Origin of the sequence: Pseudoxanthomonas sp. LjRoot143, from assembly GCF_964252945.1 — a bacterium.
In the GTDB taxonomy this organism is placed as follows: domain Bacteria; phylum Pseudomonadota; class Gammaproteobacteria; order Xanthomonadales; family Xanthomonadaceae; genus Pseudoxanthomonas_A.
Map to the genome: position 1 here is coordinate 3,806,736 of NZ_CAXUPM020000001.1, position 18,945 is coordinate 3,825,680.

Genomic DNA, 18,945 nt, shown 5'->3' on the forward strand with positions numbered 1-18,945 from the left:
GGGATGATGTGAATTCATCAGTGTCCCGGTGCCGTGCATGTTGATTGGGCACAACTGAGCCGACAAACGATCATTTTTCACTCGATAGATGATAATTTTTCATCTATGACATCACTTGCTCGTCGCCTCCCCCCCATGTCCACCCTGCGCGCCTTCGAGGCAGCGGCGCGCCATGGGAGCTTTAAGCAGGCAGCGGCAGAGCTTGCGGTCACACCTACCGCCGTGAGCCACCGAATCCGGACGCTTGAGGGCCATCTCGGGGTCAGACTGTTCGATCGCCACGTGAGACAGGTATCGCTCACGCGCGCCGGTCTGCAGCTGTATCCGGTGCTCCAGCAAGGTTTCGACATGTTTGATGTCGTCATCCGCCGGCTAATGACGCCCGCCGAGCGCGAACGAGTCACCATCTCCGCGACCAACGCATTTGTAGCGAAGTGGCTTGTACCCCGCGTAGCGAGCTTCCGTGCCGATCATCCGGGCATTGATCTGCAGCTACATGCGTCGGACACAGTCGTGGATCTGGCCAGCCATGCGTTCGACATCGCTATCCGCTACGGCAAAGGGCCATATCCGGGGTGCCGCAGCGAAGTACTCTTCGCAGACGCCTATGTCCCGGTGATCAATCCGATGCTCCACGCGCACTCGCCACAGGACATGGCGGCATATCCGCTGATTCACTTCGATTGGCAGAAAGCGTCACCGGACAACCCTACCTGGACGAAATGGCATGCAGAAGTCGGTATCGCGCTTTCCACCACCCAGGCGGAGTTTCGCTACTCGGATGAGAGTCATGCAATCCAGGCAGCGGTGGCCGGACAGGGCATCGCGCTGCTAAGTCGAGCACTGGTAGCTGATGAAATCGCTGCCGGGCGATTGATAGATCCATTCGGACCTGCGATTCCCGGCTACACCTATCACTTGGTGACGCGAGAGCAAAGCAGCCCTAGTTTGGCCGTTACCACGGTGATGGATTGGCTTCGCCAGCATGCCGCCATGGTGATATCGACAAACAGTTGCGCCGATAGTTGAATCCGAAGGTTCGCACCTACCGCTTGTTGCCACGTACGACCTGCCCGCCTTGGTGCAGTTCCACTGATATGACTTGGCCTGCGGCATCGCGGCCGAAATGAAGCTCAGCCTCGACACCATCCACCGCAAACGTATCGCCCCCAAGTGGAGCAATCGAAAGCTCCTGCTGACCAGTAGCCTGCGCGAACATCGCGCCGTCGCGCGCGCGCACGACGACGTCGAAATCAGGCGCCAAGGCGTACGTTCCCTCGAACGCCGCTGGATCGGCAGGCATATCACCGATATCACGGGGACGCAATGGCGTACCGAGCGGAAAGCTGGCATCGATCAGATGCATGCCCATGCTCGCACCGACTCCGCCGAGCGAGAAAAGACTGGTGTCCGATAGCACGACAACACCGCGGGTTCGAGACACATCCAGTGCAACGAAGCTGCTGAAACCACCGGTAGCGCCCTCATGGGCGTGGACTACGCGGTCACCGAGTGGGGAGAGCAGCCAACCGATGGCCATTGGCTGCCCAACAGACGATGGCTGAGGCTCCCGCCCCAGCGCCAGCGCGGCACCGCCGACGAGCGTCGCTGCCCCAGCTGCGCCTGCACGTAGCGCACCATGTCCTCTAGCGAGGCGCGCACACCGCCGGCGCCAGCGAGATCAGTCGCAAAGTTCCAAGCGGGTACGGGGCGGCCATTGACCGAATGGCCGACTGCCGTGCGGACATCGTCAGGCGCGTTCTCGATGTGAGCCGTATCCATGCCAATAGGTGTGAAAAGACGGGTGTCCAGCAGCTGTTCGAAATTCAAGCCGCTGCGGTACGCGAGTGCGACTGAAATCAGCATGGTCCCCAAGTTGGAGTACTCGAACTGAGAGCCTGGTGCGTGCTCCAACTTAATGGCAGCCAACGATGCCAGCATGTCCTCGACCTCAAGGCCCGCATAGGGATCGTTGGGGTCTGCCGTGTCCATGCCCGGGGGCAGGCGCGGCAAGCCTGACGTGTGCATGACGAGGTGCCGTAGCAAGATGGGCTTGCCTTGATGATTCGGCACGTGCGTACCCTCGGGGAGGTGGTCAGCAAGCGGGTCGTCCAGTGACATCTCTCCGCGCAGAACCATGTCGGCGAGCATCGCACCGGCCATGGTCTTGGCCACCGAGCCGATCTCGAACACCGAACTTGGACCGATACGCCCATCATTCAACGGGTCGGAGCACCGATAGGCCCTCGCAACGCTTCTCGACTCGATCACGGCTACCGCGAAGCAGGCGCCGGTGCGGTCACCAAGCAAGCGCTGGTCGACAACCCTTTCCAACGCGGGAGAGTCGATTGCATGGGCTGGTGGCGCAGAGGCCAGCAGGATACTGACAACTAGTGATGCGATGCACGTCAGGATCGCAGTCTTTGACATGGGTGATTTCCTATATCTAGGGAGGTATCCAAGCGGCACTTTTCTTAACCCGGCGTATCGCCCGCCAGCGCGTCTAGTTGTGCCTGAAGTTGTTCCGCGTGCGCGCGGAAGCGAGTCCGCCCCGTATGCCAATTGAGTAAGGCGAGAACGACGCCGAAGGCCAACACGACGGCGAGATAGATCATGACTTTCACGGTGGGCCCTGCGACTGTCAGCGAGAGCGCCGTGACGCCGATTACGCAGGGCGCGACGTACCATAACCATGCAGTCTCCAGCATGTGTGCCTGCGCCAAGGCGGCGTCCCGCCGGCGATTCAAATGCTCCGCAAGCGACAACGATGGCAACGGCGGTGCCGCCCGCCTACGTGCTTGGCGCAAGCGCAGGGGAACGAACACGGCCCATGCCACCAGTCCGCCCGCCGCCAACGCCCGCCACCAATATTCGTTCCCCAGAGCATTGATCGTGTACACACTCAAGAACCCGACCACGGCGATAGCGGCCAACGTTTCCAGTACATCACGCCAAACTACCGCGCGAGCTAGCCTCTTGTCCCGCTCACGCAAGGCGTGGATCGTCATCGCGGGAACGGCAGCGACTGGCTGCTGCTGCCAACGATTACGGACTTGGTCCCATTCCATCGCTTAGTTCTCCAGAAAAAGACGTTCATAGGACTGCCGCAGGCGCGTCATCCGCACCTCGACAGCATTCGGGGTAAGGCCCAGTACTTCGGCGATCTGTTCGCGAGGAAGCCCTTCCAGATCCAGCAGCAGCACACTGCGCTGCATCGGATCTAGGGTTGCCAGAAACGCGTCGAGTACATCTAGCGGATCGACAACATGGCCGCCATCGCCTTGTTCGGCGATCTTGTCCAGTCCGTAGTGTTCGTACCGCGGCTTGCGCACATGGCTTAGCGCGGTGTTCAGTGCAACCCGATAGACCCAAGTCGACCGCTGGGCGCGGCCTTCGAAGGCGTTGAAGCTGCGCCACAACTGGAGATGAATGTCTTGCAGCAGGTCTTGCCAATCCTCTTGGCCGGCGTAGCGTCGGGCTAGTCGAACCAAGGCGGGCTGACTATCCTCGACCATACGCGAGAACTTAGCCTCGACGTCCTTGCTCACTTCAGATTGCCTCTATTTGAAGGGAACTCGCTAGAGTTAGTCGCTACAGAGCCAGAAAATTTTCTGGAACAACCAAAGGTCGACGCCCAGGTTGAAGCGACTGCTCAATCGTTAGCGAGGCCTTAAGCGGAAAGTCAACTATCAGCTAGGAGTGGGTACGGGCTCCGACCAGAGAGGTCGGCGGCGCACTTTCATCCCTATATGGCGCGAAGGCTGACTCGCGTGGCAAGATCTTCCGCACTTTCCTTCCGTTCGCTATAGCGATCGACCAGGTAGGGCGAGACATTCCGGGTCAGTAGCGTGAATTTCATGAGTTCTTCCATGACGTCCACGATGCGGTCGTAGAACGCGGAGGGCTTCATGCGCCCATCTTCGTCGAACTCGACGAACGCCTTTGCAACAGAGGACTGGTTGGGGGTCGTGATCATGAGCATCCAACGTCCAAGTACGCGGAGCTGGTTGACGCATTGAAGGACTGCGAACCACCAAAGACGTGCATGACGGCCAGCGTCTTGCCTTGGGTTGGCCTTACGGACATCGCCGGCTCTTAGAGCGCCCGATGGGCCAGGCCGTCGAGCTACAAGATCCCACGCCCATCGGTTGTGCGAAGTCTGTGCGCGATCGGAAGCGTCGCGGCCAGAAGGATAGCCATCGCCACCAGTACGGAGGCGATGCCCCACACTATGGACACGCCGGCCACAGCCACAGGGGTCACCGCCCGGGCGAAGCCTTGGACGCGAGCGATCTCGCCATTCCATTGGCCTGCCGATGACGATCCGTAGATGGCCTGGACGAGCCAGGGTTTGGCGAGCGTCTGCAAGCCAGCCCCTAATCCGAATACGGCTACTGCAACCAGACTGATCCATGGATTGTCGACCAAGGTGACGCCCAGCATGCCCAGCGCCATAAGGAGGATCGGGGTAATCGTGAGCGTCGTTGCGGAGAGAGCTCTGGTCTGGCGCAGTAGCCAGATTCGCCCTGGAAGCTGTGCAGCACCGAATGCGGCAAGGACAAGAGCCGCTGCACTCGCAGAGGTTCCACGCTCGATAAGAAATGGAATCAGCAACGTCGTCAACGCGATGCTGGCAAGACTCCCGATGCCGAAGACGACGGCAAGCGAAGGCATAAAGCGAGGCCACGCCTTATGCGTGAAGGCCGCCCGCTCAGCATCCTGTTGCATAGAAGGAAGCGACGGAAGAACCCATGCCTCCATAAGGTATGCCACCAACAGCACAGCGCAAGCACCCGAGAAGGCAGCGGCCCGCCAGCCCCACAGATCGATCACATATGAGGTCAGCGGAAGGAAGATAGTGCTCGCCAAGCCCCCCATGATCGTTACGGCTGCCAGGGACCGGAGCCGGTGGCCGGGCTCGACGACGGCATGCATCACTAGGACGAAGGCAGGCTCATACAGCAGCAGTGCCATCGCAATTCCCATTACTAACCAAGCTGCATAGAGCAATGCGATCCCGTCAGACAGCCCGAGTAAAAGCAGCCCCAGCATGGCAAGTGCAAGGCCATAGTGGGTAACACGCCTGGAATAACCGCTATCCAGCCAGCGCCCTACTTGGGGCGCAATACAAGCCATCGCAATTAAGCCGGTAGAGAAAGCACCTGCGACAACGGTTCGTGTTGTCTCCAGCGCTTGCTCCAATGGCACGAGTAGCACAGAGAAGCTGTAATAGAGCACGCCCCAGAGGATGCACTGGCAAAGACCAAGCAGCCAAACCGCGCGCTTCTGCGTGGGAGACATTTCAGGAGCAGCAGGCCGATCGTGGGTGCGCAGTCGGCGAGGCCTTCTGACAGCCACAACCCGACTCGCCCGCTTGCTTGGCCTGCGCATCTTTGACGCAGCACGCATCCATGCCCTGCGGAGCAGGGCCACCACAGCAAGTCTCGCTTTTTGTGATCAGCTCTTCGGGCTTGGGCGCACAACAGCCCGCGGACACCGGAGCCTCAGCCTCCTCATCGTTGAACTGCGTAATGCATACGCCAGTCTCCGGCAGCACCAACTCCACCCGTCTTGCGGCCTCCCAATCTCCCGCGATTGCAGCTGCGACTGAGCGCACTTGCTCATATCCGGTCAGCAGTAGGAAGGTGGGCGCGCGGCCGTAGCTCTTCATGCCTACGATGTAGACGCCGGGATCAGGGTGCTTGAGTTCTTCTGCACCGTGCGGTCGGACACTTCCGCAGCTGTGCAGGTTAGGGTCTATTAGCGGGGCCAGTGCCGTCGGCGCCTGTGTTCCTTGATCTAGGGAAATTCGTAGCTCGGAGAGAAGTGCGACGTCCGGGCGAAATCCTGTTGCGACCACGATCTCATCAACCGGCCCGAGCGCCCGTGATCCACTCGTGGGGATGATGCCCTCCGGAGTCTGCTCCAGCTTGTCCAAGTAGAATCCGGTTGCAACCTGAATGACTCCGCGCTTGGCAAGGTCGGCAATGGTCAGGCCGAGTCGCCCCCGCTCCTTTAGCTGGTCACCTTTGCCACCGCCAAGCACGCGTGCAGTGCTCTGGCGCCGCAACGCCCATTGGATCTGCATGCCAGGCGACCGATCAGACAGCTTGGCCATATCCGCCAGGACGTTGAAGGCCGAATGCCCGCTGCCAATGACAAGCACGCGCTTTCCCTCGTACCGCGCGCGCTCACTACCGAGCACATCTGGCATGCCATAGAAGACGTGCGCGCGTAGCGCGGTCTCCCCCAGCGCCGGCAAGCCTGAGGCGCCGGCAGGGTTCGGCGTGTCCATTGTCCCTGAGGCATCTACCACGGCCTCAGCCAGGAGTTCATGTTCGCCGCTTTCGTCCGAGTACCGAACTAAGAACGGGCTGTTATCGCGTCGTTCGTCTTTCATACGATCCTTACTCAGTCGCGTGACCGCGGTAACGCGCGCGTTGGTACGGATGATGGCCGCCATTTCTGCAGTAGCCGCCAGTGGCCGAAGATACCGGTCGACGACTTCACCCCCTGTGGGGAAATGTTTCGGGTCTGGCGCTGACCAGCCATGACGCGCGAGAATTTCCCCCGCCTCGCGATCAATGTTGAACTCCCAAGGGGAGAACATGCGCACGTGTGCCCAGCGCCGCATGCCAGAACCGACAGTTCCGCCCGCTTCAAGTACAAGAGGCGAGCGCCCACGCGCCAGCAGATGTGCTGCTGCGGCTAGACCGACAGGGCCAGCGCCGATGACGACAACGGGAAGATCAGTATTCATTGCGATTCCTCAGTTGGAAGGAGCGGGCGTGGTGAACACTGCCCGGTTGATCATGTTTTCAGGGATAAGGCGCTCGACGATCACGACGTCCAGCCATCGACCATCAAGTTGCGCGTGGCTTTCGTAGAGGCCGACCTCCCGGAAGCCGGATGACCTGCAGAGGGCGCGGCTCGCGGTGTTGAAGGGAAAAATCCGCGATACCAACTTCCAGTACCGCAGTGCGGTCGCCTCATTCACCAATGCTTCCAGCAAATCTCGCCCGATCCCCCGTCCGCGGACGTTCTCATCCAGATAGATCGAGAACTCGGCAATGCCGGCGTAGCAGTCGCGCATGCGGTAGCTACTCAGGCCCGCCCAGCCGACCACGCGGCCCCGATCATCCTCCGCCACGAGAACGGGATACTTCGTCTGATCTTCAAAACGGATCAGCATGTCCTCGGGAGTGCGCAGCGTCGTTTCGAACGTGGACGATCGCTCGACGATGCCTTGGTTATAGATCTTCGCTACAGACGCTGCGTCACTTGGTCTTGCGTTTCGAAAATTCATACGTGCTCCACGTTGTCACTAGCAACAATTTGGACAGGCGAAAGTGCTCAGTGAACGCCTATCGGGCAGCAGCGCTTCATCGCGCACGAGACCCAGCTGGTCGCGCGCTTGAACGGAAGCATCAGGAGGGGGCCGAGCGCTGATTCCGCTGGATATCTCCGAGGCTCAAATATCCCGACAGTCGCTGGCTCAGCACCTCGCCTGTAGGTACCGAACACCTGATCCCATACGGGCAGCGTCGTCCCGAAGTTGCCCGCCTCGGCTTCGTTGGTGCTGTGATGCAGGCGATGAAGCTCAGCACCACCGAGCAGCCAAGTCAGTGGCCCAATGGTCCCCGCAACGTTGGCGTGGGTGGCCAAAGCTTGAGTGATACCGAATAGAGCGATCGCAACAAAGGCTTCAGGCGACAGACCTAAGATCAGTAGGGGCAGCAGTTTGGCTACTTTGTCGTAGGCGGCATTGATGGGATGCGCCAGAAGCGCATTTGTTGCCGTGAGACGGCCAGGTAGGTGGTGCATTACATGCACCCGCCATAGCCAGCCCTCCGCGTGGCTCAAACGATGAACCCAGTAGCTGCCAAGCTCGGCCGCCAGAACCCCCGCGAGAACTTGCAGGGGAAGTGACCACGTGCTGCTTCCAGGAAGCCACGCGATAACCAAGGCGGTGAGCATTGCACCCACAGCTGCATCTACGACGACGTTGACGCCACCGATAAGACCATCACGTCGCATGATCTGCTTATCCCCATGCCAGTCGTCTCGATACGGGCGTCTCCGTTCGGCAAGCAACAGCACCGCCAGGTTGAGTGCAAGCCAAACGCCCAATGCTACGGCTGGTGGAATGCTGTGCTCTTGCACGAAATGCCAAGCAAGCGGCAGCAATGAAAGCAGTGCTAGGTGGGGCAAATTCCAGCGCTTGGGCGTGTGGTCGCGATGCACTCCGACTCTCCGTTGTTAGTGACAACTATTTGGGCAAAAAATCAGCCGCACTTGCGCGTGGCGTCCGTGCCGCAAGAAGGTTCGCACGAGCCCACGCTGACCCCTGAAACGAATCGATCCTGTGCAGCGCGTGCAAGACGACGAATAACCTCGATCGAGGCGCGCCTGACCTCAGGATCTAGACCCTGAATTAGCGATGCCTGCTGCTCAACGAGTTCATTGTTGATGCGCTCGTAGAGTGCACGTCCTTCCGGGGTGACGCTTAGGGCGAGCGCGCGAGCATCCTCTGCCTCGGCTTGCCTCACCACATACCCTTTCTTTACGAGAGCGTCCACGACACGTGTGGTGGTGCTCTTGTCGAGCATCAAAGCATCAGCCAGCGTCTGGCTGCGGCTGGGGCCGTGCTCCACGAGAGCCTCAAGCGCATAACACTGGGTGACGGATATGTCATAGCAACAAATGCGGTCTCGATCTCTGAACTGATACACCCTGACCAACTGAGAGACAGCCGCGTTGAGCGCTTCTGCGTCGGTAAGCAAAGCGGTCTCTTTGCTGGCTTTTGCTCTCTGGGATGGCATACACACCCACTTGGTTGCTAGTCGCAACTATATTTATCGGGTGGACCCTTGTCAAGGGAGCCGCGTAGGTCGTCTGCTTCTGGCCGGAAGCTGACGTCAAGTATCTGTTGCTATCTCGAAAACATGCACTAGCCCTCTGGCCATACGAGAGAGCGGTGGATCTGGGCGCCCGCCCATGCCCCATCTGCGACTGCCAGAGAAACCGAGTGTGGAACGCGAGCAGCGTCACCACACGCGAAAACGCCGTCGATGCTTGTTTCCTTTGTCTCGCTGGTCTGGATCTGCGCACCCATAGGAGTCTCTGCAAGGGCGCACCCGAGCACCTCCGCTATCGGCGTCGATGGTGCGTTCTTCGAGGCAGTGAATAGCCCCGCGAAGCTGAGGTGCCGGCCATCCGTGAGCAGCACATCGGCATGGGCTTCGATCCTGTCGATGCAGGTTGTCTCTACGGCTACGCCGCGCGCCGACAGATCCTGCAGCGTTGGCTCATCCAGCTCCACCACTCCATTGGTGAGGAAAGTCACCGATCCCCACTCCGGCAGTAGCTGCGCTTGGTGAACGGACATGGGGCTGGCAGCGATCACCCCGATCTTTCCTTGGTCCAGCTCGTAGCCATGACAGTAAGGGCAGTGAAAGACACTGGTTCCCCACCGCTCAGCCAACCCCTTCACGTTCGGCAGCGTGTCAGATACACCGGTTGCTAGAAGTAGTCGGCGAGCACCGAATACCTCGCCTGTAGCCGTCTCGACGGTGAAAGCATCGCGCGATCCGGACGCCTTCACCACAAGATCGTCCACCCATGACAGCGTTGGATAGGCCTTCAACTGCGTCCGCGCGGTGTTGGCAATGACGGCCGGATCTGCGCCGTCCTGGGAGAGAAATCCGTGCGAGTGCGAGGCGGCTCTGTTTCGCCGCTTGCCAGCATCAATGACCAGCACGCTGCGTCGCGCACGCACGAGCTGCAGTGCAGCCGCCATGCCCGCATAGCTGCCACCTACCACGATGACATCGCAGTTCTTCATTGGGTTTCCTTCTCGAGATTTGCCTTGTGCCGGCGTGCAAAGTCTTCTGCCAGGTCCGCCAGCGACACCGAAGCGAAGCGCTCGAGGAGAAGCGCCTCGGCTGCATCGAAGGCCTCACTCAGGGCGGCATTGACGGCCTGCTCAACAAGACATTCAGGGTTCTCGTGTCGATTCCCCATGGCGAACAACGCCGGCTCACCCAGCGCCTCATGCAGTTGGAGCAAGCTGACCTTGGAGAGGTCCGCCGTGATATGCCAACCGCCTGAGTGCCCTCTCGCTGAAGCGACCAGCCCCGCCTCGCGGAGCAAGCCCATCGTTCGACGTACGACGACCGGGTTGGTGCTCAGGCACAGCGCCAGTTCCTCGGAGGTCATCGGATCGGTGCGCTCCGCCATGTGCAGCAAGGCGTGGAGGACGGCAGAAAGTCGACTGTCTCTTTTCATGTAACAAATAGTGTTACATGAGATGCGGCCGGTCAACTCCGCCTTACAAGTCGAGATGGCGAGCCGCGGGATCTTGCCTTCTCTTGTGAATGTAATGTTATTACATTATGGTAAATGGCTGCCCCGCAGTGAGCCCTACCAGCCTTGAACGCGCCTAATCCTGTCGTCGACATCCAGTCCTTGACCGTGTCCTTTCCCGGTAAGGCCGTTCTATCCGGCCTCGACCTAAAGGTGGAAAAAGGCAGCATCTATGCGCTTCTCGGCGGCAATGGCACGGGCAAGTCGACCACGCTATCGGTGCTTCTGGGCTTCTTGAAGCCGACATCCGGCGAGGTCCGTGTGGGTGGGTTCACCCCATGGCAGACGCCGGACCGGGCGCGCGCGCAGCTGGCCTACCTGCCAGAGAACGTCGCGCTCTACGAACACCTCACCGCCGTCGAGAACGTCGACTATCTGCTCTCGCTTGCCGGTCGCCGGCACGATGCATCGGCCATCGGGGATGCCCTGCGCGCTGCGGGACTGCAGGAGTCGGCGTGGCGGCAGCGCCTTGGTGGGTTCTCCAAGGGCATGCGTCAGAAGGTGGCAATCGCCACCGCGCTGATGCGCGAAGTGCCGCTGTTGCTGCTCGATGAGCCCACCTCCGGTCTCGATCCGGGCGCGAGCGCAGACTTCCATGGCCTGCTGGAATCGGTGAGGGCACGCGGTGCATCGGTCCTGATGGTCACCCACGACCTGATGGGTGCGGTCGACGTCGCCGACCGGATCGGCGTGCTTGAACATGGTCGGATCGTGCACGAAGCCGATCGCACGGAATTCGACCTGAAGGCGCTGCACGCGCACTTCGCCGGACGAGCCCACGCCGCATGAGTGCACTCGTTCCTGTCATGCGCAACGAACTGCGCGCGATGGTCCGTAACCGCACGGCCCTGGCCGGGATCGCGCTGCTGGCGATGCTCGTCATCGTGGCGACCGTGGTATCGCTGCACCACATGAACAGTGCGGCTGAATACCGCAGCCGCCAACAGGCCGCAGCGCAGGCCGCCTTCGAGGCCCAGCCGGATCGCCATCCCCATCGCGTGGTCCACTACGGCCACTTCGTGTACCGGCTGCCTTCCGCACTGGCCGCCTTCGATGCCGGCGTGGATCCGTTCACCGGCAGCAGCATGTTCCTGGAAGGGCATCGCCAGAACACGGCCAACTTCGGCGATGTCATGCAGGGCTCCATCCTGACGCGCTTCGGCCAACTCACGCCGGCATTCGTGTTGCAGGTGCTCGCGCCGCTGGTGTTGGTGTTTCTCGGTCACGGCGTGCTGTCGCAGGAGCGCGAGCGCGGAACCTTGCGGCAACTGATGCTGCAGGGCGCGTCTTCCCGAAGCATCGTCGGTGGCAAGCTCCTGGCACTGCTCGTCGTGGCCGGCGTGTTCATGCTGCCTGCATTCGTTGGCCTGGCGATCATGGCCGCCGCGCCTGCGGCATCCACGGCAGTCGCTTCCGCCGTCATGCTGGGTTACGTGCTGTACCTGGGCCTGTGGTCGGTCCTCATCGCGTTCGTGTCGGCTGCCATGAAGCGGCGCCGTGACGCCCTGCTTGCGCTGGTAGCGCTGTGGGCACTCTCCACGCTACTGATCCCGCGCATCGCGCCCGACGTCGCCTACGCGGCGCAGCCGCTGCCGGACCGGCTGCAGACCGAGGTGGGTATCGCACGGGACCTGCGGGCCATGGGCGACAGCCATGACCCCAACGATCCGTACTTCAACAAGTTCCGGCAGAGCGTCCTCGATCGCTACGGCGTCACGCGCGTCGAGGACCTGCCGGTCAACTACAAGGGACTGTTGGCGGTCGAAGGTGAGCGCCTGACGTCCCGCCTCTTCGACGAGTATGCCGCTCGCAGCGCCGGCATCCAGCATGACCAGAACCGATTGGTCTCCTGGTTCTCTGTCCTCAGTCCGTCCATCGCCCTGCGCCAGGTCTCAATGGCCGCTGCGGCCACCGATCTGTCGGCGCATCTGCGTTTCCTGGAACAAGCAGAGGCCCACCGCTATCGCATGGTGCAGCAGCTCAACCAGTTGCAGGCCGATGGTGTCTCCTACGCGGATGACACCGCCCGCGACGCCGGGGCCGACCAGCGCAAGCGCGTCGACCACGGCCACTGGCAGGAGATTCCGCGCTTTGCGTTCACGCCTCAACCCCCCGATGCTCTGCTGAGGACGATGCTGCCGGGCATGTTGGTTCTTCTGGCCTGGCTGGCGGTGGCGGTGTTTGCGCTGGACTGGCGCGCACGCCGGCTGGAGGTGACCCGATGAACCTCTGGCACTACGAATGGCGCCTTCTGCTGCGCTCACGCATCCCGGTGATTGGCCTGCTGGTGCTGACGACACTTACAGTCGCCAGTCTCGTATCAGGCGTGCAGCGTATCGACAGCCAGCGTGAGGCGATCGCCCGTATCGCATCCCTGCAGGCCACCGATAGCGCCGCGGTGGCGGCGGCCCACGGTGAGTCGACCGACGCGGGCCAAGCGGCCTATTACTCCTTCCATCCCACCTGGAATTCACCGTCGGCGCTGTCCTTCGCGGCGGTCGGCATGCGCGACGTGGCGCCCTTCATGCTGCGTGTGCGGGCATTGGGACTGGAAGCACAAATCCACGACGGAGATGTCTTCAATCCGGAACTCGCGCTGGCGGGTCGCTTCGACTTCGCGTTCCTGTTGACGTTCCTGCTTCCCGTCTTCGTGATCGTGCTCTTCCACGACCTGCGCTCCAACGAAACGGAGTCTGGCCGCGAGCGGATGTTGCGCAGCTTGCCCATGGGCCTCGGCCGCTTGTACCTGCGCAAGGCCATGGTCCGTGCGTTGGCGTTGCTGGCTTGCGTGGGCGTGCCATTCATGGTGGTCGCGCTCCAGCAGGACGTAACGCTGTCGAAGATCGCCGGCGTATTGGGACTGGCCACGGCTTACCTGGTGTTCTGGGCCGGGGTGTCCTTGCTGGTGGCCCGGCGCGGGTGGAGTTCGGCGACCAATGCCGCGACCCTTGCGGGATCCTGGGTCGCGATCGCACTCGTGCTGCCCGCCCTGGCGCACGTGGCGATAGAGCGCGCCATTCCGGTGGATCAGGGAGCCGAGATTGCGCGCGCCCAGCGCGAGGCGGTCAACCGGGCATGGGACATCCCGCGTGAAGACACCATGCAGCGCTTCTATGCGCGCTATCCGGAATGGAGCGACTCAGCCCCCTTGGGGACTGCGTTCCACTACAAGTGGTACCTCGCGTTCCACCAGAACGGCGACGACGATGTCGCGCAGATGGCCGCGGACTATCGTGCGGGCATCGAGCATCGCTCGGCTGCGGCTTCCAACCTCGGCTGGCTGTTGCCACCTGTGGGCATGCAGGCCGCACTGACACGCCTGGCGGACACCGACATGCAGGCGCATCTCGCCTACCAGGACCGGATCCGCGCCTATCACGCCGACCTGCGCGCCTACTACTACCGCTTTCTCTTTCGCGATGAGCCGTTCCGGCAGGCGGACTACCCGCGTGCGCCCGCGTTCGAGCCCCACTAGGCCCCGTCGCTGCTTCCTACCCTCTTCCCACTCCCGGTGCCGCCCCGCCGCACCTGCCAGGCCCCTGTCTCCATGAAATTCCACATCCTGAGTGTCTCCCTCCTGTCCGCATTGGCGGCCAACTCGGCCCACGCGCAATCCACAAGCGCCACCACCTCCATGGGAACGGTGGAAGTCCGCTCCAGTCGCGGCCAGCTCACCGCGAACGAAGTGCTGACGTCCGTCGACGTCCTCGGCGCCGAAGACATCGAGGACAAGAACGTCTCCCAGAGCTGGGAACTGCTGGGCCTGATGCCCGGCATGCAACTGACCGAGACGCGCCAGGGTGCGGAATCCGGCAAGGTCAGCTTCCGCGCATTCAATGGCGAGGGCTATCTCAATGCCATCAAGACGCTGATCGACGGCGTGCCGAGCAACGTCAACAGCGGCAATCAACGCTTCATCGACATGCTGTTCCCGCTGGAGATCGACTACATCGAAGTCGTGCGCGGCACCAACGATCCCCGCTACGGGCTGCACAACATCGGCGGCAACATCAACTTCGGCACACGGCAGGGCGGCGAGTACACCGATGCCCGGCTGAACTACGGCAGCTTCAATACGCGCGGCGCGCAAGTGGCGGTGGGGCGCGAGCACGGGGACTTCTCGCAGAACTACTTCGTCGGCGTGCTCGCGTCGGACGGCTACCGCGACCACGACACCTCGGAGAAATACGCGATCGGCGGCAAGTGGTTCTACGGCAGCCTGGAAGATGGCATGCGGATCGGACTGACGGCACGTGCCTACCACCATGAGGCGGATGAACCCGGCTTCATGACAGCCGAGGAACTGCGTGCAGACCGCAGGGGCTCCGATCTTCGCAACCGCAACGACGGCGATGACCGCGACATGCAGCAGGCCGCCCTTCACTTGGATCTCGGCCTGGCCGACGGCCTGGTGCTGGGCAGCAAGCTCTACTACAGCCGCTACGAAGACGATCGCCGCGTCACCTTCAGTGACCTGCCCACCGGCAATGCACCCCGGCAGCGTCGTCTCTGGGACGAGAAACAGGCCGGCCTGCTCGCCACGCTGACCTGGACCGCCAGCAACATGCTGACGCTGGAGGGCGGCGTCAACTACGAGCAGCAGGACAACCACTACCGGCGCGAGCGCTTCAACTACGTCGAGCCCACCGATTTCGATGGTGTGCCGGCGCGGGTCCAGAACGACGACAACCACACGTTCGACAACTGGGGCGCCTACGTCCAGGCGATCTATCAACCCCTCGATGCGCTGAAGATCGTGCCGGCCTATCGCGTCGACAGGTTCGATGGCACCACCCACTTGTTGGGTGGTGTTCGTGCTCCGCTGCAGGACTACGGCACGATCAGACAGCCCAAGCTCAGCGTGGTGTATGCGCTGACGCCGAGCACGAACGTGTACGCCAACTGGGGCCGCACGTTCCAGGTGCTCACGGGCGCGACGGCGCCGGCCTACCTGACGCCGGGCCAGGCCGCGATGCGACCGTCGACCAACACGGGCGTCGAAGCGGGCATCAAGTTCAGCCCGTTTGATGGTGTCCAAGCGCGCATCGCGCTGTGGCAGCAGGATGCGGAGAACGAGGTCTCCAACATGCCCGCGACCGGCACCACCGTGGTGCTGGGCAAGACCCGCCGCCGTGGCGTCGACATGCAGGTCGATGCCCGCCTGGGCGAGCGCTGGACGGTCTGGGCGTCGCACGCCTACCAGGAAGCGAAGATCGAACGAGACGGACGCGCGGCCGGCGCTTCCCTCGAAGGGCGCGAAGTCGCCGCCACGCCCCGCTACATCAGCAATGTCGGCATCGACTTCCGTGCCACCGATGCATTGACCTTCGGACTGCAGGGTCGCGCGCAAGGCGACTACTACCTGGAGGAGCAGAACGTGGCCGGAAAGTTCGGCGGCTTCGCGGTGCTCGACCTGAGCGCGAAGTACCAGATCAATCCGCGACTGAGCCTGGACATGCAGGTCAAGAACGCGACCGGACGCGACTACGTCTACGCCTGGTACGACAGCTTCTTCTGGGAACAGGCGCAGCCGATGTTCTCGCCGTCCACAGGCCGAGCGCTATTCGTCGGCCTCACGCTGAAGCTCTGACACCTATCTCGCTTCAAGCCTCCCCCGGAAGAACTTCATCTCTCGCCGAGCCTGGCGAGCAAACCCCGCTCAAGGAGTGTCACCCATGTCGCGCCATTCTCGTACCCGTCGCCCACTGTTTCCTACGCTGGCGCTGGCCGGTGCGGTTTCAATCGCCCTGTCCTCCGTTGCTACCGACGCCACGGCGGCTGACGGCAGCGCTTACAACGTCAGGCAATTCGACATTCCCGCGCAGCCGCTGGAGACGGCACTGGCGCAGTTTCGGACCCAGTCGGGCACCGGGGTGCAGTTGCCGCCCGGCCTGACGGGTCGTGGCTCGGCCGTGCAGGGCGCATTGACCCCGGAAGCTGCCCTGCGACAGCTACTGGCTGGCACGCCATGGCAAGTGGTGGTCCGCTCTGGAGGAGAGTATGCGCTGGTGCCTTCCCGCGATGGCGATACGTCCGGGACCCTGGTCACCGCGCCGCTTTCGGTACAGGGAAGCGGGGACGCAGACGGCGCCTATCAGGGAAAGAGTGAGTATGACGAGCGATCGCTCAACGCGATCCCGGCCAGCCACGGACAGATCACCAGCCTGCTGCGGATGAATCCAGCCGTACAACTCGACGGCGGTGCCAACAGCAGCAACCGACCCGGCGATCTCGAGCCGGCGGACATCAGCATCCACGGTGCGGCGTTCTGGCAGAACCTGTTCATGGTCGACGGCATGTCGGTGAACAACGACATCAATCCGTCCAATCGCGAGTATGCCTACGTCAATGCGTCGGCGACCGAACTGCACGGGAACACCAGCCAGGGCATCGCGCTGGATATCGGCCTGGTCGACCGCGTCGTCGTCTACGACAGCAACGTTCCCGCCGAGTATGGTGGCTTCAACGGTGGCGTGATCGATGCGGTCACGCGCATGCCGAGCAAGGACTACCACGGCAGCGTGTCGGCCACCCACACGCGGAGTTCGTGGGCGAAGTACCACCTGGATGATTGGAAAAAGGACGAGTTCTATGACACGCCGGCCATTGCAGATGGCTACGTGCGCAACCAGCCCGAGTTCGCTACTACGACGTGGCGCCTGAACCTCGAAGGTCATCTCACCGACACCTTCGGGCTGCTCGGCAGCTTCACCCGCAAGCGCTCGGATATCTACAACCAGCGCATGCTCAACGAGTCGATGGAACAGGGCGGAGCAAGCCTGCCCACCTTCACCAACGTCTTCCGGCAGATCGACAACTACTTCCTGAAAGGGGTATGGACCCCGACCGACCGCCTGATGCTGGAGACGGTGGTCAACTACGAACCGCACCAGAGTGAGCACTTCAACCGCAACGCGATGAACGGCGATTTCATCATCGACGGTGGCGGCACCAATGTCGGCATGACGCTCACCTACGACGGCGATCGTGTCGTGCAAACCCACAAGTTCAACGGCTCCCTCCTGGAGCATTCGCGTACCGGCGGTCCGGGGTGGTTCGCCCGCTGGCGGCACTCGCCCGAGATCAACTGGGGCGAGCGCCGCCCCACCGGCCTGGCCTTGTACGGCACCTTCGGCGATCTGCATCAGGAACAGGAGAGCGTGGGCTACCAGGGCAAGTTCGAATGGTCCCCGGTCGAACTGTTCGGCGGCGAACATCGCTTCGCGGCCGGCGTGGGCCTGTCGCGCACCGAGGCGCTGTACGAGCGTAAACAGCAGTACACCGACCATGGCGTGGGGGCGCTGCGCCCGACGCGGACCTGCGTCGATGCCAACGGCGTGCTCGATGACCGTCACTGCTCGACCTCGCCGCTGACGTTCCCGGAGGGAATGCCGGCATCTTCCGGCTTCCGGCCTGGCGATGGCCAGTATGCCAACCAGGTCTATCTCTACAAGGCAGGCCGGTTCGATGTCGAGCAGAACACCTGGACGGTGTGGGCAGAGGACGACATGCGCTTCGGCAACGCCCGCTTCCGACCCGGCGTTCGCATAGACAGCGACGACTACACCGACAAGACCACGGTCGCTCCCCGGTTGGCATTCGAGTACGACTTTGCCGTCGATGGCAGCAGCCGCCTGATCGCGGGCATCAACCGCTATTACGGGCGCAACATCTTCGACCGTGCCCTTCGTGTGGGGCGCGAGTCGCTGGAGTTCACCATGTCACGCGGATCCAATCTCGTGTGGTCGACGCCAGTGCCCACGGCACTCAACACCACCGTGCTGGGCGATCTGGACGTACCGTACGATGATGAGTGGACGCTGGGGTTCCAGCAGATCGCATGGAATACCGCCTTCGACCTCAAGTACGTCAAGCGCAAAGGGCGCGACCAGATCATCACGGTCCGGGTCGATGGGCCCGTACCTGACCCCACGGTTCGGCAGACCTTCCACTACGCCTACGAGAACATCGGCTACAGCGATACGGACAGCGTCTCGCTCACCGTGCAGCCCCAGCGCGAGTTCGAGTGGGGTGGAACAAGCACCCGTGCGCAACTGATCGCCAACTGGACCGACATCGAGCGCTCTCACAACGATCCGGACGGTGCCCGATACGGCTACAACTACTTCATCCAGTACCGGGGCCAGGTATTCCGTTACAACGAGCGCCCAGTGGAGAACTTCGCCCGCCCGTGGACGGTGCGCATCATGACGCAGACGGAGATACCGGCGCTGGACCTGACGGTCGGAAGTTTCCTGAGCTGGCGCGGCCCTTACAAAGCTGCGTGGTACACGGGCGAAAGCGCGGAGTATGAAGGTGACCAGATCGATGTCTACGAGCCGCGCGACTTCGGCACGGCAATGACATGGGATCTGCGTCTCGCTTGGGCAAAGCGTCTGGGCGTGAAGCAGGAGACGGTGTTCGCCAATCTTGACGTGACCAATGTGCTCAACCGGCGCAACGTGGCCAGCCATATCGACGATTTTGCCGGTGGCTACGAGGAGTACGAGCTGGGTCGCCACTTCCAGCTGGAACTCGGCTACCGCTTCTAAGCGACGAACCGGGCAGGCGGCACGTGCC

Annotated in this window: 17 protein-coding genes and 1 pseudogene; 6 read left to right on the forward strand and 12 right to left on the reverse strand. The window is 62.1% G+C overall.

Annotated elements, in window-relative coordinates:
- The first annotated feature begins 135 nt into the window (after positions 1-135).
- Positions 136-1,029, forward strand: coding sequence for a LysR substrate-binding domain-containing protein (locus ACSQ1W_RS18370; protein WP_436045251.1), 894 nt, complete (start codon positions 136-138; stop codon positions 1,027-1,029).
- 16 nt (positions 1,030-1,045) lie between these two features.
- On the opposite strand, the gene ACSQ1W_RS18375 is transcribed toward ACSQ1W_RS18370, so the two are convergent.
- The 12 genes and pseudogenes from ACSQ1W_RS18375 to ACSQ1W_RS18430 all read right to left on the reverse strand — a co-directional run bounded on the left by ACSQ1W_RS18375 (position 1,046) and on the right by ACSQ1W_RS18430 (position 10,287).
- A complete protein-coding gene (locus ACSQ1W_RS18375; protein ID WP_436045253.1) occupies positions 1,046-1,366 on the reverse strand; it encodes a hypothetical protein in 321 nt (106 codons plus the stop codon).
- A 131-nt stretch (positions 1,367-1,497) separates the two neighbouring features.
- Entirely contained in the window at positions 1,498-2,430 is a 933-nt protein-coding gene (locus ACSQ1W_RS18380) for a serine hydrolase domain-containing protein (protein ID WP_436045255.1), read from the reverse strand.
- Positions 2,431-2,474: 44 nt separating this feature from the next.
- Complete coding sequence (locus tag ACSQ1W_RS18385; RefSeq protein ID WP_436045257.1) at positions 2,475-3,008, reverse strand: hypothetical protein; 534 nt, start codon at positions 3,006-3,008, stop codon at positions 2,475-2,477.
- 63 nt (positions 3,009-3,071) lie between these two features.
- Entirely contained in the window at positions 3,072-3,548 is a 477-nt protein-coding gene (locus ACSQ1W_RS18390; protein ID WP_436045259.1) for an RNA polymerase sigma factor, read from the reverse strand.
- A 197-nt stretch (positions 3,549-3,745) separates the two neighbouring features.
- Positions 3,746-4,083, reverse strand: a pseudogene (locus ACSQ1W_RS18395) (arsenical resistance protein ArsH); the annotation flags it as partial.
- Positions 4,084-4,125: 42 nt separating this feature from the next.
- The gene (locus tag ACSQ1W_RS18400) at positions 4,126-5,301 is read right to left on the reverse strand and encodes an MFS transporter (protein WP_436045261.1); all 1,176 of its coding nucleotides are present in this window, start codon (positions 5,299-5,301) and stop codon (positions 4,126-4,128) included.
- A 1-nt stretch (position 5,302) separates the two neighbouring features.
- Complete coding sequence (locus tag ACSQ1W_RS18405) at positions 5,303-6,760, reverse strand: NAD(P)-binding domain-containing protein (protein WP_436045262.1); 1,458 nt, start codon at positions 6,758-6,760, stop codon at positions 5,303-5,305.
- Between the two features lie 9 nt (positions 6,761-6,769).
- Entirely contained in the window at positions 6,770-7,306 is a 537-nt protein-coding gene (locus ACSQ1W_RS18410) for an arsinothricin resistance N-acetyltransferase ArsN1 family A (RefSeq protein ID WP_436045264.1), read from the reverse strand.
- A gap of 47 nt (positions 7,307-7,353) precedes the next feature.
- On the reverse strand, positions 7,354-8,244 hold the full coding sequence (locus tag ACSQ1W_RS18415; RefSeq protein ID WP_436045266.1) for a sterol desaturase family protein: 891 nt from the start codon (positions 8,242-8,244) through the stop codon (positions 7,354-7,356).
- Between the two features lie 41 nt (positions 8,245-8,285).
- On the reverse strand, positions 8,286-8,822 hold the full coding sequence (locus ACSQ1W_RS18420) for a MarR family winged helix-turn-helix transcriptional regulator (RefSeq protein WP_436045268.1): 537 nt from the start codon (positions 8,820-8,822) through the stop codon (positions 8,286-8,288).
- Between the two features lie 128 nt (positions 8,823-8,950).
- A complete protein-coding gene (locus ACSQ1W_RS18425; protein ID WP_436045270.1) occupies positions 8,951-9,844 on the reverse strand; it encodes an NAD(P)/FAD-dependent oxidoreductase in 894 nt (297 codons plus the stop codon).
- On the reverse strand, positions 9,841-10,287 hold the full coding sequence (locus tag ACSQ1W_RS18430; RefSeq protein WP_436045272.1) for an Rrf2 family transcriptional regulator: 447 nt from the start codon (positions 10,285-10,287) through the stop codon (positions 9,841-9,843). The genes ACSQ1W_RS18425 and ACSQ1W_RS18430 overlap by 4 nt, the downstream gene beginning before the upstream one ends.
- A gap of 144 nt (positions 10,288-10,431) precedes the next feature.
- Between ACSQ1W_RS18430 and ACSQ1W_RS18435 the strand changes: the two genes are divergently transcribed.
- The 5 genes from ACSQ1W_RS18435 to ACSQ1W_RS18455 all read left to right on the forward strand — a co-directional run bounded on the left by ACSQ1W_RS18435 (position 10,432) and on the right by ACSQ1W_RS18455 (position 18,917).
- The gene (locus ACSQ1W_RS18435; RefSeq protein ID WP_436045274.1) at positions 10,432-11,154 is read left to right on the forward strand and encodes an ABC transporter ATP-binding protein; all 723 of its coding nucleotides are present in this window, start codon (positions 10,432-10,434) and stop codon (positions 11,152-11,154) included.
- On the forward strand, positions 11,151-12,590 hold the full coding sequence (locus ACSQ1W_RS18440; protein ID WP_436045276.1) for an ABC transporter permease: 1,440 nt from the start codon (positions 11,151-11,153) through the stop codon (positions 12,588-12,590). Before ACSQ1W_RS18435 ends, ACSQ1W_RS18440 begins: the two co-directional genes overlap by 4 nt.
- Positions 12,587-13,840 carry an ABC transporter permease gene (locus ACSQ1W_RS18445; RefSeq protein WP_436045278.1) on the forward strand — a complete coding sequence of 418 codons (1,254 nt, stop codon included), beginning with the start codon at positions 12,587-12,589 and terminating at the stop codon, positions 13,838-13,840. The genes ACSQ1W_RS18440 and ACSQ1W_RS18445 overlap by 4 nt, the downstream gene beginning before the upstream one ends.
- A gap of 72 nt (positions 13,841-13,912) precedes the next feature.
- Entirely contained in the window at positions 13,913-15,955 is a 2,043-nt protein-coding gene (locus tag ACSQ1W_RS18450; RefSeq protein ID WP_436045279.1) for a TonB-dependent receptor, read from the forward strand.
- A gap of 85 nt (positions 15,956-16,040) precedes the next feature.
- Positions 16,041-18,917, forward strand: a complete 2,877-nt coding sequence (locus ACSQ1W_RS18455) for a hypothetical protein (protein WP_436045280.1) — start codon at positions 16,041-16,043, stop codon at positions 18,915-18,917.
- Positions 18,918-18,945: the final 28 nt, after the last annotated feature.

Excerpts from the sequence above, each read along its gene's own strand:
- ACSQ1W_RS18370 (WP_436045251.1), top strand. The coding sequence starts at position 136 with ATGTCCACCCTGCGCGCCTTCGAGGCAGCGGCGCGCCATGGGAGCTTT.
- ACSQ1W_RS18375 (WP_436045253.1), bottom strand. The coding sequence starts at position 1,366 with ATGCATCTGATCGATGCCAGCTTTCCGCTCGGTACGCCATTGCGTCCC.
- ACSQ1W_RS18380 (WP_436045255.1), bottom strand. The coding sequence starts at position 2,430 with ATGTCAAAGACTGCGATCCTGACGTGCATCGCATCACTAGTTGTCAGT.
- ACSQ1W_RS18385 (WP_436045257.1), bottom strand. The coding sequence starts at position 3,008 with ATGACGATCCACGCCTTGCGTGAGCGGGACAAGAGGCTAGCTCGCGCG.
- ACSQ1W_RS18400 (WP_436045261.1), bottom strand. The coding sequence starts at position 5,301 with ATGTCTCCCACGCAGAAGCGCGCGGTTTGGCTGCTTGGTCTTTGCCAG.
- ACSQ1W_RS18405 (WP_436045262.1), bottom strand. The coding sequence starts at position 6,760 with ATGAATACTGATCTTCCCGTTGTCGTCATCGGCGCTGGCCCTGTCGGT.
- ACSQ1W_RS18410 (WP_436045264.1), bottom strand. The coding sequence starts at position 7,306 with ATGAATTTTCGAAACGCAAGACCAAGTGACGCAGCGTCTGTAGCGAAG.
- ACSQ1W_RS18420 (WP_436045268.1), bottom strand. The coding sequence starts at position 8,822 with ATGCCATCCCAGAGAGCAAAAGCCAGCAAAGAGACCGCTTTGCTTACC.
- ACSQ1W_RS18425 (WP_436045270.1), bottom strand. The coding sequence starts at position 9,844 with ATGAAGAACTGCGATGTCATCGTGGTAGGTGGCAGCTATGCGGGCATG.
- ACSQ1W_RS18430 (WP_436045272.1), bottom strand. The coding sequence starts at position 10,287 with ATGAAAAGAGACAGTCGACTTTCTGCCGTCCTCCACGCCTTGCTGCAC.
- ACSQ1W_RS18440 (WP_436045276.1), top strand. The coding sequence starts at position 11,151 with ATGAGTGCACTCGTTCCTGTCATGCGCAACGAACTGCGCGCGATGGTC.
- ACSQ1W_RS18445 (WP_436045278.1), top strand. The coding sequence starts at position 12,587 with ATGAACCTCTGGCACTACGAATGGCGCCTTCTGCTGCGCTCACGCATC.
- ACSQ1W_RS18450 (WP_436045279.1), top strand. The coding sequence starts at position 13,913 with ATGAAATTCCACATCCTGAGTGTCTCCCTCCTGTCCGCATTGGCGGCC.
- ACSQ1W_RS18455 (WP_436045280.1), top strand. The coding sequence starts at position 16,041 with ATGTCGCGCCATTCTCGTACCCGTCGCCCACTGTTTCCTACGCTGGCG.